General features: G+C 65.9%; 12 protein-coding genes. 3 read left to right on the forward strand and 9 right to left on the reverse strand.

Annotation, left to right across the window (positions count from 1 at the left end):
• Positions 1-6: 6 nt before the first annotated feature.
• The 3 genes from ArtHe_RS11610 to ArtHe_RS11620 all read right to left on the reverse strand — a co-directional run bounded on the left by ArtHe_RS11610 (position 7) and on the right by ArtHe_RS11620 (position 1,851).
• Positions 7-105, reverse strand: a complete 99-nt coding sequence (locus ArtHe_RS11610) for an AURKAIP1/COX24 domain-containing protein (RefSeq protein WP_003792170.1) — start codon at positions 103-105, stop codon at positions 7-9.
• Between the two features lie 184 nt (positions 106-289).
• Positions 290-502, reverse strand: coding sequence for a helix-turn-helix domain-containing protein (locus ArtHe_RS11615; protein WP_055239164.1), 213 nt, complete (start codon positions 500-502; stop codon positions 290-292).
• A 194-nt stretch (positions 503-696) separates the two neighbouring features.
• The gene (locus ArtHe_RS11620; RefSeq protein ID WP_248317011.1) at positions 697-1,851 is read right to left on the reverse strand and encodes a 3-deoxy-7-phosphoheptulonate synthase; all 1,155 of its coding nucleotides are present in this window, start codon (positions 1,849-1,851) and stop codon (positions 697-699) included.
• 453 nt (positions 1,852-2,304) lie between these two features.
• Here ArtHe_RS11620 and ArtHe_RS11625 point away from each other — a divergent pair, with 453 nt between their 5' ends.
• Positions 2,305-3,516 (forward strand): alpha-hydroxy acid oxidase, encoded by a 1,212-nt coding sequence (locus ArtHe_RS11625; RefSeq protein WP_248319775.1) that lies wholly within the window; start codon positions 2,305-2,307, stop codon positions 3,514-3,516.
• 100 nt (positions 3,517-3,616) lie between these two features.
• On the opposite strand, the gene gdhA is transcribed toward ArtHe_RS11625, so the two are convergent.
• From gdhA to ArtHe_RS11640, 3 genes are all read right to left on the reverse strand, one after another.
• A complete protein-coding gene (gdhA, locus tag ArtHe_RS11630) occupies positions 3,617-4,957 on the reverse strand; it encodes an NADP-specific glutamate dehydrogenase (RefSeq protein WP_066296431.1) in 1,341 nt (446 codons plus the stop codon).
• Between the two features lie 86 nt (positions 4,958-5,043).
• Positions 5,044-5,598: a metalloregulator ArsR/SmtB family transcription factor gene (locus ArtHe_RS11635; protein ID WP_248317038.1), complete on the reverse strand. Its 555-nt coding sequence runs from the start codon at positions 5,596-5,598 to the stop codon at positions 5,044-5,046.
• Between the two features lie 48 nt (positions 5,599-5,646).
• On the reverse strand, positions 5,647-6,855 hold the full coding sequence (locus ArtHe_RS11640) for an acetoin utilization protein AcuC (RefSeq protein WP_248317039.1): 1,209 nt from the start codon (positions 6,853-6,855) through the stop codon (positions 5,647-5,649).
• Between the two features lie 108 nt (positions 6,856-6,963).
• Between ArtHe_RS11640 and ArtHe_RS11645 the strand changes: the two genes are divergently transcribed.
• Positions 6,964-8,373 carry a potassium transporter TrkG gene (locus ArtHe_RS11645; RefSeq protein WP_248317040.1) on the forward strand — a complete coding sequence of 470 codons (1,410 nt, stop codon included), beginning with the start codon at positions 6,964-6,966 and terminating at the stop codon, positions 8,371-8,373.
• Entirely contained in the window at positions 8,366-9,034 is a 669-nt protein-coding gene (locus ArtHe_RS11650) for a TrkA family potassium uptake protein (protein WP_066296444.1), read from the forward strand. Before ArtHe_RS11645 ends, ArtHe_RS11650 begins: the two co-directional genes overlap by 8 nt.
• A 14-nt stretch (positions 9,035-9,048) precedes the next feature.
• Here the strand turns inward: ArtHe_RS11650 and proC are convergent, their stop codons facing one another.
• The 3 genes from proC to ArtHe_RS11665 all read right to left on the reverse strand — a co-directional run bounded on the left by proC (position 9,049) and on the right by ArtHe_RS11665 (position 11,864).
• Positions 9,049-9,894: a pyrroline-5-carboxylate reductase gene (proC, locus tag ArtHe_RS11655; RefSeq protein WP_248317041.1), complete on the reverse strand. Its 846-nt coding sequence runs from the start codon at positions 9,892-9,894 to the stop codon at positions 9,049-9,051.
• Between the two features lie 105 nt (positions 9,895-9,999).
• On the reverse strand, positions 10,000-10,833 hold the full coding sequence (locus ArtHe_RS11660; protein WP_248317042.1) for a sugar phosphate isomerase/epimerase: 834 nt from the start codon (positions 10,831-10,833) through the stop codon (positions 10,000-10,002).
• A complete protein-coding gene (locus ArtHe_RS11665) occupies positions 10,830-11,864 on the reverse strand; it encodes a Ppx/GppA family phosphatase (protein WP_248317043.1) in 1,035 nt (344 codons plus the stop codon). Before ArtHe_RS11665 ends, ArtHe_RS11660 begins: the two co-directional genes overlap by 4 nt.
• Positions 11,865-11,877: the final 13 nt, after the last annotated feature.

Here is an 11,877-nt window from a genome sequence, read left to right on the forward strand (position 1 = left end):
AAGAATCTACTTCTTATTACGGCGCTGGTGGCGGGTCTTGCGAAGCAGCTTGCGGTGCTTCTTCTTGGCCATACGCTTGCGGCGCTTCTTAATAACTGAACCCACAGAGTCCTCACAAACTGAAATAGGAGCCATGCCGGTCCCGGGGGCCTGAGGCCTAATGGCCCGCGCAGCTTCGGTTCCGGCAGATACTAGCCATGATTGAAACGTTCCTTAACAGGGTACCGCCTTCACGCAGCCTTTCCGGACAGCGTCAGGGCGAACCCGCGGCCGGTTACGGCCGGCCGGCTCAGGCCGTACCGGACTGACGGTCGATCACGGCGTTACGCAGAACCTGCTGCACCGCAGATTCCGGAACGCGGTAAGACCGTCCGAAACGGACTGCCGGAAGTTCTCCGGAATGCACCAGCCGGTAAACGGTCATCTTGGATACACGCATGACATCCGCGACCTCTGACACCGTCAGAAACCGCACGTCCGAGAAATTGCTCTCGTCTGCCATTGATCTATTGTTCCTTCCGCAACCTGCGCCTGATACAACTACGGCACGGAACTCCGCGGCATGCGGTGTTCCTCAAATCCGTTCGTCCAACAGCCCGCGGCGTGTCGCCTTGATGACCATCTCGTGACCGTCTAGCACACCACTCTAGTGGCTAAAGTAACCATAGTGGAAGTTTTTCCCGGTTATTGGGCTCTTTATGAGCGACTGCGTCCCGGTTTGCTGCGGACCCGGCCGAGGCCTCGGGCCGCGTCAACACGCGCGGCGCGGCGGCGGCGGGCAGCAGCGGCCAGAACCGCCAGTATTCCGGCCGAAGTGTCCCAATCCATGCACGCATCCGTGATGCTCTGCCCGTAGGTGAGCGGACCGGGATTGGTGCTGTCGTGGGACTGCGCTCCGCCCACCAGGAAGCTCTCCAGCATCACGCCGGCGATGAGCTGCGCGGTCTCCGTTCCCGATTCGAGCTGGGCGGCCAGTTCCAGCGCCACCTGGGCCTGACGGCGGTGGTCCTTTCCGCTGTTGGCGTGGCTGGCGTCCACAATGAGCCGGGGGTTCAGGCCCTTGGCCGCCAGTGACTGGGAAGCGGCCGCAACGTGGCCGGCGTCGTAATTCGGTCCTGAACTGCCGCCGCGGAGAATCAGGTGCGTGTCCGGATTTCCCGAGGTTCCCACCATTGAGGCGCGGCCCTCGCCGTCGATACCCAGGAAAGACTGCGGCGCAGACGCGGCGGCGCAGGCGTCGAGGGCGATCTGCAGCGAGCCGTCCGTACCGTTCTTGAAGCCCACCGGCATGGACAGTCCGGAAACCAGCTGACGGTGGACCTGGCTTTCCGTGGTCCGGGCACCGATGGCCCCCCAGCTCACCAGGTCAGCGACGTACTGCGGGCTGATGGGTTCCAGGAATTCCGTGGCGACCGGCAAACCCAGTTCTCCGGCCGCAATCAGGAAACGCCGTGCAGCGAACAGGCCGCCGGCGATGTCGTGGCTGCCGTCAAGGTGCGGATCGTTGATCAGGCCCTTCCATCCCACGGTGGTCCGGGGCTTTTCGAAGTAGGCCCGCAGCACCACCAGCAGATCCTGGTTGTGTTCCTGTGCGGCCGCGGTAAGACGCCGGGCGTAGTCCAGCCCGGCCTCCGGATCATGGATCGAGCACGGCCCCACAATAACGAGCAGCCGGTCGTCGGCACCGTCGAGCACCGCCCGGATCGCGTCGCGGCCGCTGCTGACGGTGGAGGCAAGTTCCTCCGAGAGCGGCAGCTCGGCCATGAGGCCGGCAGGTGCAGGCAGCGGGCGGAATTCGCTGACGCGCAGGTCCGAAGTGGTTTTTGAGTGCTGCGTGGTGGTGAGGTTCATTGTCCCGTTATCCGTGTGTGAGCCGGCGGGAGCAGTCTTCAGAACCCCGCCGGATATGGCGAAGGGCAAGGGATGGATCCCCTGCCCTGTTGGCTCTGAAGGTTGGCGTCAGCGAATTATCGCGCGGGCTCCTCCAGAGCCAACGAAAAATACGCATACCAACGGTTAGTCATGTTTAGACCGTAGGCCCACGGCCGGCGCATGGCAAGTTGGGTGCTTTCCATTTCCTTTATGACGCCGCGGACGCTGTCCCCGGGCCTTGGCCGGCGACGCATAACGACGCACGGCGCTGCCCGGTGCATCAGGGTGCAATCTGCCTTGTCACAGGCCCGGGCGCGTCCGTAGGCTCGAAGCACAGAGCAGCATGCTTCGAAAGGCAGTGTTATTCCCTTGACTTCCAAACCCCCGGCCCTGACCCGCCGGTTCCCCCGCGTCCATGACCTTGCACCGTTGATGCAGTTCAAAAAACCGCAGGTGGGACCGGCGGCGAACCTGAAACGGGCCAGTACTGTTTGGGACCTGCGGGACCTGGCCAAGCGGCGCACCCCGAAGGCAGCCTTCGACTACACGGACGGCGCTGCCGAGGCGGAAATCACCCTCCGCAGGGCCCGGGAAGCCTTCGAGAACCTGGAGTTCCGCCCCGGGGTCCTGCGCAACGTCGCGTCCGTGGATCTCTCCACCAGCGTGCTGGGGCGGGAGTCTGCCCTGCCCTTCGGAATCGCACCCACGGGATTCACCCGGATGATGCAGTCCGAAGGTGAATATGCCGGGTCCCAGGCCGCGGAAGCCGCAGGGATCCCCTACACGCTCTCCACCATGGGAACCGCCTCCATCGAAGACGTGGCCGGCGCAGCGCCGAACGGGCGGAACTGGTTCCAGCTCTACCTGTGGACGGACCGGGACAAGTCCCTGGAACTGATCAACCGTGCCGCCGCCGCCGGGTTCGACACCCTGATGGTCACGGTGGACACCGCCGTCGCCGGTGAACGGCTGCGGGATGTCCGCAACGGCATGACAATTCCCCCGGCTCTGACGGTCCGGACAGTATTGGATGCCTCCTACCGGCCCGCATGGTGGTTCAACTTCCTCACGCACGAACCGTTGTCCTTCGCCACGCTCAACCGGTACTCCGGAACCGTGGCCGATCTGATCAATTCCATGTTCGATCCCACGCTGACCTTCGATGACCTCGACTGGCTGCGCCGGGTCTGGAAGGGGAACCTGGTGGTGAAGGGCATCCAGACCGTCGAGGACGCCCGCCGGGCAGTGGACCACGGCGCAGACGGAATCGTCCTGTCCAACCACGGCGGACGGCAGCTGGACCGGGCACCGATCCCGCTCCACCTGCTTCCAGCGGTGGCTGCCGAGCTCAAGGGAAAAACCAGCATCATCCTGGACACAGGCATTATGAGCGGCGGGGATATTGTGGCCGCTCTCGCACTGGGAGCGGACTTTACGCTGATTGGCCGGGCCTACCTGTACGGACTGATGGCCGGCGGCCGGGCGGGCGTGGACCGGACCATCCAGATCCTCTCCTCCCAGGCGGCGAGGACCATGGCACTGATGGGAGTGGACCGGGTGGCGGACCTGACCCCGGACCATGTCCGGCTCCTCTCCGCCTACTCCCCGGTGGCCGCTGCGGCCCAGCGTCCGGTCCTGAGTTAGGGCCGGACTCGCTGAGGGCTGAGCGCAGATAAGGAAAAGGCCCGGCACCGGCGCCCTGGAACGGGCTGCCGGGCCGGGCCTTGCCGGGCCAAATCCGGGGCTAGATAACGCCCAGGGCCAGCATGGCGTCGGCGACTTTCACAAAGCCGCCGATGTTGGCGCCCACGACGTAGTTGCCGGGCGCACCGTATTCATCCGCGGTTTCCGCGCAGCGGTCATGGATGTTCACCATGATCTCGCTCAGCCGCCGTTCGGTGTGTTCAAAGCTCCACGCGTCGCGGCTGGCGTTCTGCTGCATCTCGAGGGCCGAGGTAGCCACGCCTCCGGCGTTCGCGGCCTTGCCCGGGCCGAACAGGACGCCGGCTTCCTGGAAGATTTCAATCGCTTTCGGTGTGCAGGGCATGTTGGCGCCCTCAGCGACAGCGACGACGCCGGACTTCAGCAGTGAGGCGGCATCCGCCTCGCCGAGTTCGTTCTGTGTGGCGCAGGGCAGCGCCACGGTGGCTCCGGCGTCCCAGATGGAACCTCCGGCGACGTAGGAGGCGCCGTTGCCGCGGCGGGTTGCGTAGTCGGAGATGCGGCCGCGCTCGTGCTCCTTGATCTGGCGCAGGAGCGGCACATCGATTCCGGCCTCGTCTACGACATAACCCGAGGAGTCCGAGCACGCGATGACCTTGCCGCCCAGGTACTGGGCCTTGGCGATCGCGTTGATCGCCACGTTGCCGGAACCGGAAACGATCACCCGCTGTCCGTCCAGGCTCATACCCTTGGTTTTCAGCATTTCCTCGACGAACATCACCACGCCGTAGCCGGTGGCTTCGGGGCGGACCAGGGAGCCGCCCCAGCTGACGCCCTTGCCGGTCAGGACCCCGGACTCGTAGCGGTTAGTGATCCGCTTGTACTGGCCGAAGAGGTACCCGATTTCGCGGCCGCCCACCCCGATGTCACCGGCAGGGACGTCCGTGTATTCACCGATGTGCCGGTAGAGCTCGGTCATGAAGGACTGGCAGAAACGCATCACTTCTGCGTCGGACTTGCCCCGCGGATCGAAGTCGGAGCCGCCCTTGCCGCCGCCGATAGGCATACCGGTCAGGGCGTTCTTGAAGATCTGTTCAAACCCGAGGAACTTCACAATGCCCAGGTAGACGGACGGATGGAAGCGCAGGCCGCCCTTGTACGGGCCCAGTGCGGAGTTGAACTCGACGCGGAATCCGCGGTTGATGCGGACCTGGCCGGCGTCATCCACCCACGGCACCCGGAAGATGATCTGGCGCTCGGGTTCGCAGACCCGCTGCAGGATGGCTGCTTCGCCGAATTCGGGATGCTTGCGGAGGACCGGTCCGAGGGTGTCGAAGACTTCAACCACCGCTTGGTGGAATTCCGTTTCGCCGGGGTTGCGGCGGAATACTTCGTCGCGCACGCGTGTGAGTGTTGCGTCCATATATTGCTCCTTATAAATTCCCCGCTTGCTTACTACGCTAAACCGATTGGTGCCGGGGTGCGATTGAAGACCGGGGGCAGCACCGCTTACGGGCGGCGGCGGCGGAACTTGGGTAGTGAACCCAGCAGGTCAGCGGCGCGTTCCGCGGCACGGCCGACAGTGCGGCCGAGCTGCTGCTGGACGCTGGCGTCAGCGGCCGAAGGGGTTTCGGCAGCGCCGGACGGCAGCTGTGCCGCCACGGCAGCGGCAGCGTTTTGCCGTCCTGCTCCGGGCACAGGGCGCCCGGGGAAAAAGGATCGGCCGCCGCGGAAATCGGCTGTCTCCAGGCCGGCGGCGACGCCGGCCAGGCGCGGAGTGGTGGCCTGGACGGCGGTAAGTGATGGCAGATCGAATGCGCTTAGCCATAGTACTACCTCGCCGAGCGGCTCGGTCTTCAGGGCGTAGTACCGCCGCTGTCCTTCCGCCCGCATGGAAACCAGGCCCGCTTCGCGCAGGACCTTCAAATGCTTGGATACCGTGGGCTGGCTGACTTCCAGTTCCTCCACCAGTTCACCCACGGATTTGTCGCCGCTGCGCAGTGCACCCAGGATCTCGCGCCGGGTGCCTTCCGCGATGACGGCGAATACATCATCAATGACCATATCCATTACCTTAGCTGCATATATTCGGCTGTTTGCTCACGGGGTCCGTCAGTCGAACCAGGGGTCCAGGCCGTGCAGCGGGAAAACTTCCTTACGGGTAGCCATGACCGTCCGGTCAATCTCGTCGTTGGGGTCGTAGCCAACCTCCCAGGAGCGCCACCATACGTCCACGCCGTCGCCCATGACCGCTGGAGTGTCGATGCCGTGCCGCTCGCGGACATAGTCCCGCCAGCTGCGCGGCACCGGCGTCGTAACCGGCATGCGGGTGTTCGCCGCCACGGCGAGCAGGAGGCTCCAGGACCGCGGAACGACGCTGGCCACGTTGTACCCGCCGCCTCCGGTGGCGACCCACCTGCCTTCGCAGAACTGATCCGCCAGCCCGGAGATGCTGAGGGCAGCCTGCCGCTGTGTGTCCACGGACAGGCGGAGGTTGGAGAGTGGATCATCCCGGTGTCCGTCACAGCCGTGCTGGCTGATGATCACCTGTGGCGCGAACGCCCCGGTGAGCTGCGGGACGACGGCGTGGAAGGCCCGCAGCCAGCCGGCGTCGGAGGTGCGCGGCGGCAGCGCGACGTTCACGGCCGTTCCCGCGGCATCCGGTCCGCCGGATTCGTTCGCGAAACCGGTTCCGGGGAAAAGCGTCAGCCCTGTTTCGTGCAGCGAAATTGTCATGACCCGCGGATCGTTCCAGAAAATCGACTGGGTGCCGTCTCCGTGATGCGCGTCGACGTCGATGTACAGGACCCGGGAGTAGCCCGCTTCCAGGAACCGCGCGACGGCGGCAGCGGCGTCATTGTAGATGCAGAACCCTGAGGCCTTGCCGGCGGCGGCGTGGTGCATGCCGCCGCTGAAGTTCACGGCGTGCAGGGCCCGGCCGGACAGCACGGCCTCTGCGGCGGCGAGCGAACCGCCCACCAGCCGGGCACTGGCCTCGTGCATTCCTTCGAAGGCAGGGTCGTCTTCCGTCCCCAGTCCCAGGGCCTCGTTGGATCTGCCGGGATTGCGGCTGATTTCCCGCACCGCGGCGATGTAGCCGGGCTCATGCACGGTGGCGAGCTGGGAGTCCTCAGCGACGAACGGCTCCCCCACGCTCACCTGCGGGAGGTCGAAAATTCCCAGTTCCTTCGCCAGCCTGGCGGTGAGGTCCAGCCGGAGCGGACTCATGGGATGGCTGGCGCCAAAGTTATATGCCAGCAGTGACTCATTCCACACGATATGGGTGGGGATCGCGGGGAGGCTGAGCCCGGTACTCGTCATGGTCACAGGCTACGCGATCCGGCCTCCGCGCCCCGCACTGCTGCCGGCAAGGTTAAGTGGTTTACTACTCAGCAGGACCACAGCGCACAGAACTGGATTTTTCGACCCATGGCATCCCAACAGCAGCCTCCGCTGCAGACGCGCCAACGCCGCCCCCTTGGCTTCGTCGTAGCAGGCCGCGACTTCATTGACGCCGTTGCCAACAGCTCCCCCGCACGTCTGGCACTGATCGTGTTCAGCCTCGTGATCCTGCTGTTCTCGGCGCTGCTGTCGCTTCCCGCGGCTTCCGCTTCCGGCGAAGTGACCCCGCTGCATGACGCGATGTTCACGGCCGTTTCCGCCGTCTGCGTCACCGGCCTGACGGTGGTGTCCACCGCAGCATACTGGTCCGTGTTCGGGCAGGTCCTGATTCTGGTGGCCATCCAGATCGGCGGCCTCGGTATCCTCACCATGGCCTCGCTGCTGGCGCTGGCCGTGAACCGGCGCCTCGGTGTGCGCGGCAAACTCATTGCCCAGGAAGGAATGAACACCGGCCGGCTCGGTGAAGTGGGTTCGCTGCTGCGGATCGTGGTGAGCACCACCGTGCTGATCGAGCTGGTCCTCGCTGCGGTGCTGGCCCCGCGCTTTATGATGCTTGGTGAGTCCCCGGCCCAGGCCATCTGGCACGCGGTGTTCTACTCCATTTCCTCGTTCAACAATGCCGGTTTCACCCCGCACTCGGACGGGCTGGTTCCGTATGAAAACGATCTCTGGATCCTGGTCCCGCTCATGCTGGGCGTGTTCATCGGCTCCCTGGGTTTCCCGGTCATCATGGTCCTGCTCCAGACGAGGCTGCGTCCCCGTGGATGGAACCTGCACACCAAGCTGACGCTGGTGGTCTCCTTCATCCTGCTGGGCGCGGGAAGCCTGCTCTGGGCCGCCTTCGAGTGGTTCAACGTGCGGACCATTGCCGGCATGGATGTTGGCGAAAAGATCCTGCATTCCATTTTCGCGTCCGTAATGATGCGCTCGGGCGGGTTCAGCCTGGTTGACATGGCGGACCAGGACGCCAGCACCCTGGTGATCACGGACATGCTGATGTTCGCCGGCGGCGGTTCGGCGTCCACGGCCGGCGGCATCAAGGTCACCACCATCGCCGTGATTTTCCTGGCCATCATCGCGGAGGCGCGCGGTGACACGGATGTGCGGGCCTTCGCCCGGAACATCCCCGCCGGAGCCCTCCGGGTCGCGATTTCGGTGGTGATGCTCGGCGCAACCATGGTCGCCGTCTCCACCCTGGCACTGCTGGTCATCACGGACGAGACCCTGCAGCCGGTACTGTTCGAGGTGATCTCCGCATTCGCTACGGTGGGACTAAGCGTCGGGCTGAGCCCGGAGCTGCCGCCGGCAGGTAAGTACGTGCTGGCCGCAACCATGTTCGCCGGCCGCGTTGGAACCATCACGCTCGCGGCCGCCCTCGCCCTGCGGCAACGCAAACCGCTGTACCACTACCCCGAAGAAAGGCCCATCATTGGCTGAAAGACCGCCGCACAACGCTCCCGTCCTGGTGATCGGACTGGGCCGTTTCGGTTCCGCCACCGCCGAGCAGCTCGTGAAGCAGGGCCGGGAGGTCCTCGCCATCGAACGGGATCCGGACCTGGTGCAGAAAGCCGCCGGCAAGCTCACCCACGTGGTGCAGGCCGACGCCACCAACATTGACGCACTCAAGCAGCTCGGCGCGCAGGACTTTTCTGCCGCCGTCGTGGGCGTGGGCACCTCGATCGAATCCAGTGTGCTCATCACCGTCAACCTGGTGGATCTGGGCATCGAGCACCTCTGGGTCAAGGCGATTACGCCTGCCCACGGCAAGATCCTCACCCGGATCGGAGCCAACCACGTGATTTATCCCGAGGCCGACGCAGGGCAGCGCGCAGCGCACCTGGTCGGTGGCCGGATGCTGGACTTCATCGAGTTCGACGACGATTTCGCCATTGTGAAGATGTACCCGCCGAAGGAAACCCAGGGGTTCACTCTGCGCGAGTCCAACGTCCGGTCCAAGTACGGCGTGACGATCGTGGGCGTGAAGTCCCCGGGTGAGGACTTCACCTACGCGCAGGCCGACACCAAGGTTTCCAGCCGGGACGTGCTGATTGTCTCCGGCCATGTTGACCTGCTGGAGCGCTTCGCGGCCCGGCCCTAACCCCTCATCCGCGCTTAGGAAGCTGCGCTGAGCTCCGCGGTGATTTCCGCCGAACGGTCCGCGGCGGCAGCCATTCCCGCAGCAATGATTCCGGGCAGGTCCTGCTCGCCAAAGACGCGGATCGCCGCTTCCGTGGTGCCGTTGGGGCTGGTCACAGCCTTGCGCAGGGCGGCAGCTTCCGCGCCGGGCTCGGCCAGCATGGCACCGGCTCCCGCCACGGTCTCCGCCGCCAGGACCGCGGCGAGTTCCGGATCCAGTCCCAGGTCCGCTCCGGCCTTGGCCATCGCCTCCGCCAGGTAGAAGGCGTAGGCGGGACCGGAGCCGCTGACGGAACCGACGGCGTCCAGCTGGTTTTCGGGCACCTCGACGACACGGCCGGTGCTGGCGAGCAGGGAACGGACGACGCCCACCGATTCGGGGGTGGCCGCGGACCCGGGTGCCAGCGCGGTGACTCCGCGGCCCACCTTGGCCGGGGTATTGGGCATGGTGCGGATGACCTGTGTCCCGGCCGGGAGTGCGGCTTCCATGAGTTCCAGCGGCACTGCGGCGGCAACGCTGACGACGACGGCGCCCGGGACCAGGGAACCAGCCACCTCAGTGAGCATGGCGCGGACCCCCACGGGCTTCACTCCGATGATCACGATGTCCGCTTCCGCCGCCGCGGTGCGGTTGGCGCCGTCGTCCTCGGAACCGGCCAGGACGGTGATCCCGTGCCGCTGCCGCAGCTCCGAGGCACGGTCTGCACGGCGGACGGTGGCCGTAATGCGGTCCGCCGGGAAACCACCGGCGAGGATACCGCCAAGGATGGCTTCATTCATGGAACCGCAGCCGAGGAAGGAAAGTCGGGGGAGATTTTGCATGCCCCGATTCTTTCACGGGCCCGTGGAGGGGCCGTACGTTACTCCGCGGCCGGGAATGACCGGCAGGGAAAAGGCGCGCGCCGGCAACCAGTAACCTGCGCGCGTTTACTCGTCGAGCACCTGGTTGAGGTTTACGCGGGCGAACTCCAGGGTCTGCCGCAGCATCTCCTCCCGCTCCCCCGGTTCCTTTGCCCTGCGGGTACTGACTTCAATGGCCACTGTCCCGTTGTAGCCGGTCTCCGAGAGGTACTGCAGGGCCTCAGCACAGCGCTGCGTCCCCTCCCCCGGCAGCAGATGCTCATCCCTGCCGTTCGGGGTTCCGTCCGTCAGGTGCACATGGCTGAGCCGGCTGCCGAGTTTGCGGATCTCCTCATAGGAGTCCATCCCGGCGATCGCGGCATGGGAGAAGTCCCAGGTCACGTGGTCGTACGGTTCCGGCAGCGGATTCCAGTGCGGCAGGTAGGCCTTCGCCTCGCGGCCACGGACGCGCCACGGATACATGTTCTCCACGGCGATGGTGACGCCGTAGTCCTCCGCGATCCGCCGGACCCCTTCGGCGAAGTTCTCCGCGTAGCCGGTCTGCCAGCGGAACGGGGGATGCGCCACAACGATGTGCGCCCCCACTTCGGCAGCCATCGCAGCGGACAGCTCGATCTTGGTCCACGCCTTGCCCCAGACCTGCTGGGTCAGCAGCAGGGTGGGGGCGTGGATGGCCAGCACCGGCAGCTGGTACCGGTCGATCAGCCCCTTGACGGTATCCGGGTTCCGGCTGATCTGGCTGCCGGTCACCATCACTTCCACGCCGTCATAGCCCAGGTCGTGGGCCACGGCAAACGTGTCGTGCACGGACAGCGGGTAGACCGAGGAGCTGGACAGCGCCACCGGGATGGATGGCAGGTTGGCGGCCGGCTGGACCGGCTGGGGGGAGGTTAAGGTCATGGCATCGCACTTCCGCTCGGTTCACCGGCCGCAGCCAGGACCAGGGCCCCGGCGTGTTCTGGCAGGTAAGGTTCGGGCCCGGCCGGCAGGGGGCCCGGGGTGTCAAAGCGCAGCGTATCCAAACGCTGCAGGATCAGGCCCTCGCGCAGCGCCCAGGGGCAGATCTGCAGTGTCTTGAGGTCGAAGGCTTCCATCGCCGCCTCAGCAACCAGCGCGCCGGCCAGCAGCTGGGGTGCCCGGAGAGCGGAGACCCCGTCCAGGCGGGAGCGCTCGGCCACGCTCATACCGGACAGCCGCAGGGTCAGCTGGGAAAGATCCTTTCGGCGCAGCCTGCGCCGGACGTAGGAACCGGCTGCCGACGGCGCCGCGCCGGTCAGGCGGGCCAGGGACCGGAACGTCTTGGAGGTGCCGGTGGCCAGGTCCGGCGCTCCGTACGGCAGGAACTCCAACGCCGCGTCATGCACGGTGTTGCGGATATAGTCCCGCAGCGCGTCAATGCTTTCCGCTGCCGGAGGATCCCCCTCCAGCCAGTCCCGCGTGAGGCGTCCGGCGCCCAGCGGAACCGAGACGGCGACGTCGGGCAGTTCATCCTGGCCCTGTGCCATCTCGAACGATCCGCCGCCGATGTCCAGGTCCAGGAGGGTTCCCGCACCCCAGCCGTACCAGCGCCGCGCGGCGAGGTAGGTCATGGACGCTTCCTGCCGCCCGCTCAGTTCCTTGAGTGCGACGCCGGTGAGGAGTTCCACATGTTCCAGTACGGAAGGCCCGTTGGCGGCTTCCCGGATGGCCGAGGTGCAGAAGGCCAGCAGGTCCTGCGCCCGGTGGCGCTCGGCGAAGTCCCGGGCCTCCTCCACGAATTCGACCAGCAGGTCCCGGCCGTGGTCGGTGATGGCACCGTTCCCGTCCAGGTGGGCAACCAGCTGCAGCGGCCGTTTGTGGGAGGCGAAGGGCACCGGCCGGGCACCCGGATGCGCGTCCACCAGGAGCAGGTGGACGGTGTTGGAACCAATGTCCAGGACGCCTAGTCGCATAGTTCCATTATGG

The organism is Arthrobacter sp. Helios, assembly GCF_023167125.1.
Classification (GTDB): domain Bacteria; phylum Actinomycetota; class Actinomycetes; order Actinomycetales; family Micrococcaceae; genus Arthrobacter_B; species Arthrobacter_B luteolus.

Excerpts from the sequence above, each read along its gene's own strand:
- ArtHe_RS11620 (WP_248317011.1), bottom strand. The coding sequence starts at position 1,851 with ATGAACCTCACCACCACGCAGCACTCAAAAACCACTTCGGACCTGCGC.
- proC (WP_248317041.1), bottom strand. The coding sequence starts at position 9,894 with ATGCAAAATCTCCCCCGACTTTCCTTCCTCGGCTGCGGTTCCATGAAT.
- ArtHe_RS11660 (WP_248317042.1), bottom strand. The coding sequence starts at position 10,833 with ATGACCTTAACCTCCCCCCAGCCGGTCCAGCCGGCCGCCAACCTGCCA.
- ArtHe_RS11640 (WP_248317039.1), bottom strand. The coding sequence starts at position 6,855 with ATGACGAGTACCGGGCTCAGCCTCCCCGCGATCCCCACCCATATCGTG.
- ArtHe_RS11635 (WP_248317038.1), bottom strand. The coding sequence starts at position 5,598 with ATGGTCATTGATGATGTATTCGCCGTCATCGCGGAAGGCACCCGGCGC.
- ArtHe_RS11615 (WP_055239164.1), bottom strand. The coding sequence starts at position 502 with ATGGCAGACGAGAGCAATTTCTCGGACGTGCGGTTTCTGACGGTGTCA.
- ArtHe_RS11625 (WP_248319775.1), top strand. The coding sequence starts at position 2,305 with ATGCAGTTCAAAAAACCGCAGGTGGGACCGGCGGCGAACCTGAAACGG.
- ArtHe_RS11665 (WP_248317043.1), bottom strand. The coding sequence starts at position 11,864 with ATGCGACTAGGCGTCCTGGACATTGGTTCCAACACCGTCCACCTGCTC.
- ArtHe_RS11645 (WP_248317040.1), top strand. The coding sequence starts at position 6,964 with ATGGCATCCCAACAGCAGCCTCCGCTGCAGACGCGCCAACGCCGCCCC.
- gdhA (WP_066296431.1), bottom strand. The coding sequence starts at position 4,957 with ATGGACGCAACACTCACACGCGTGCGCGACGAAGTATTCCGCCGCAAC.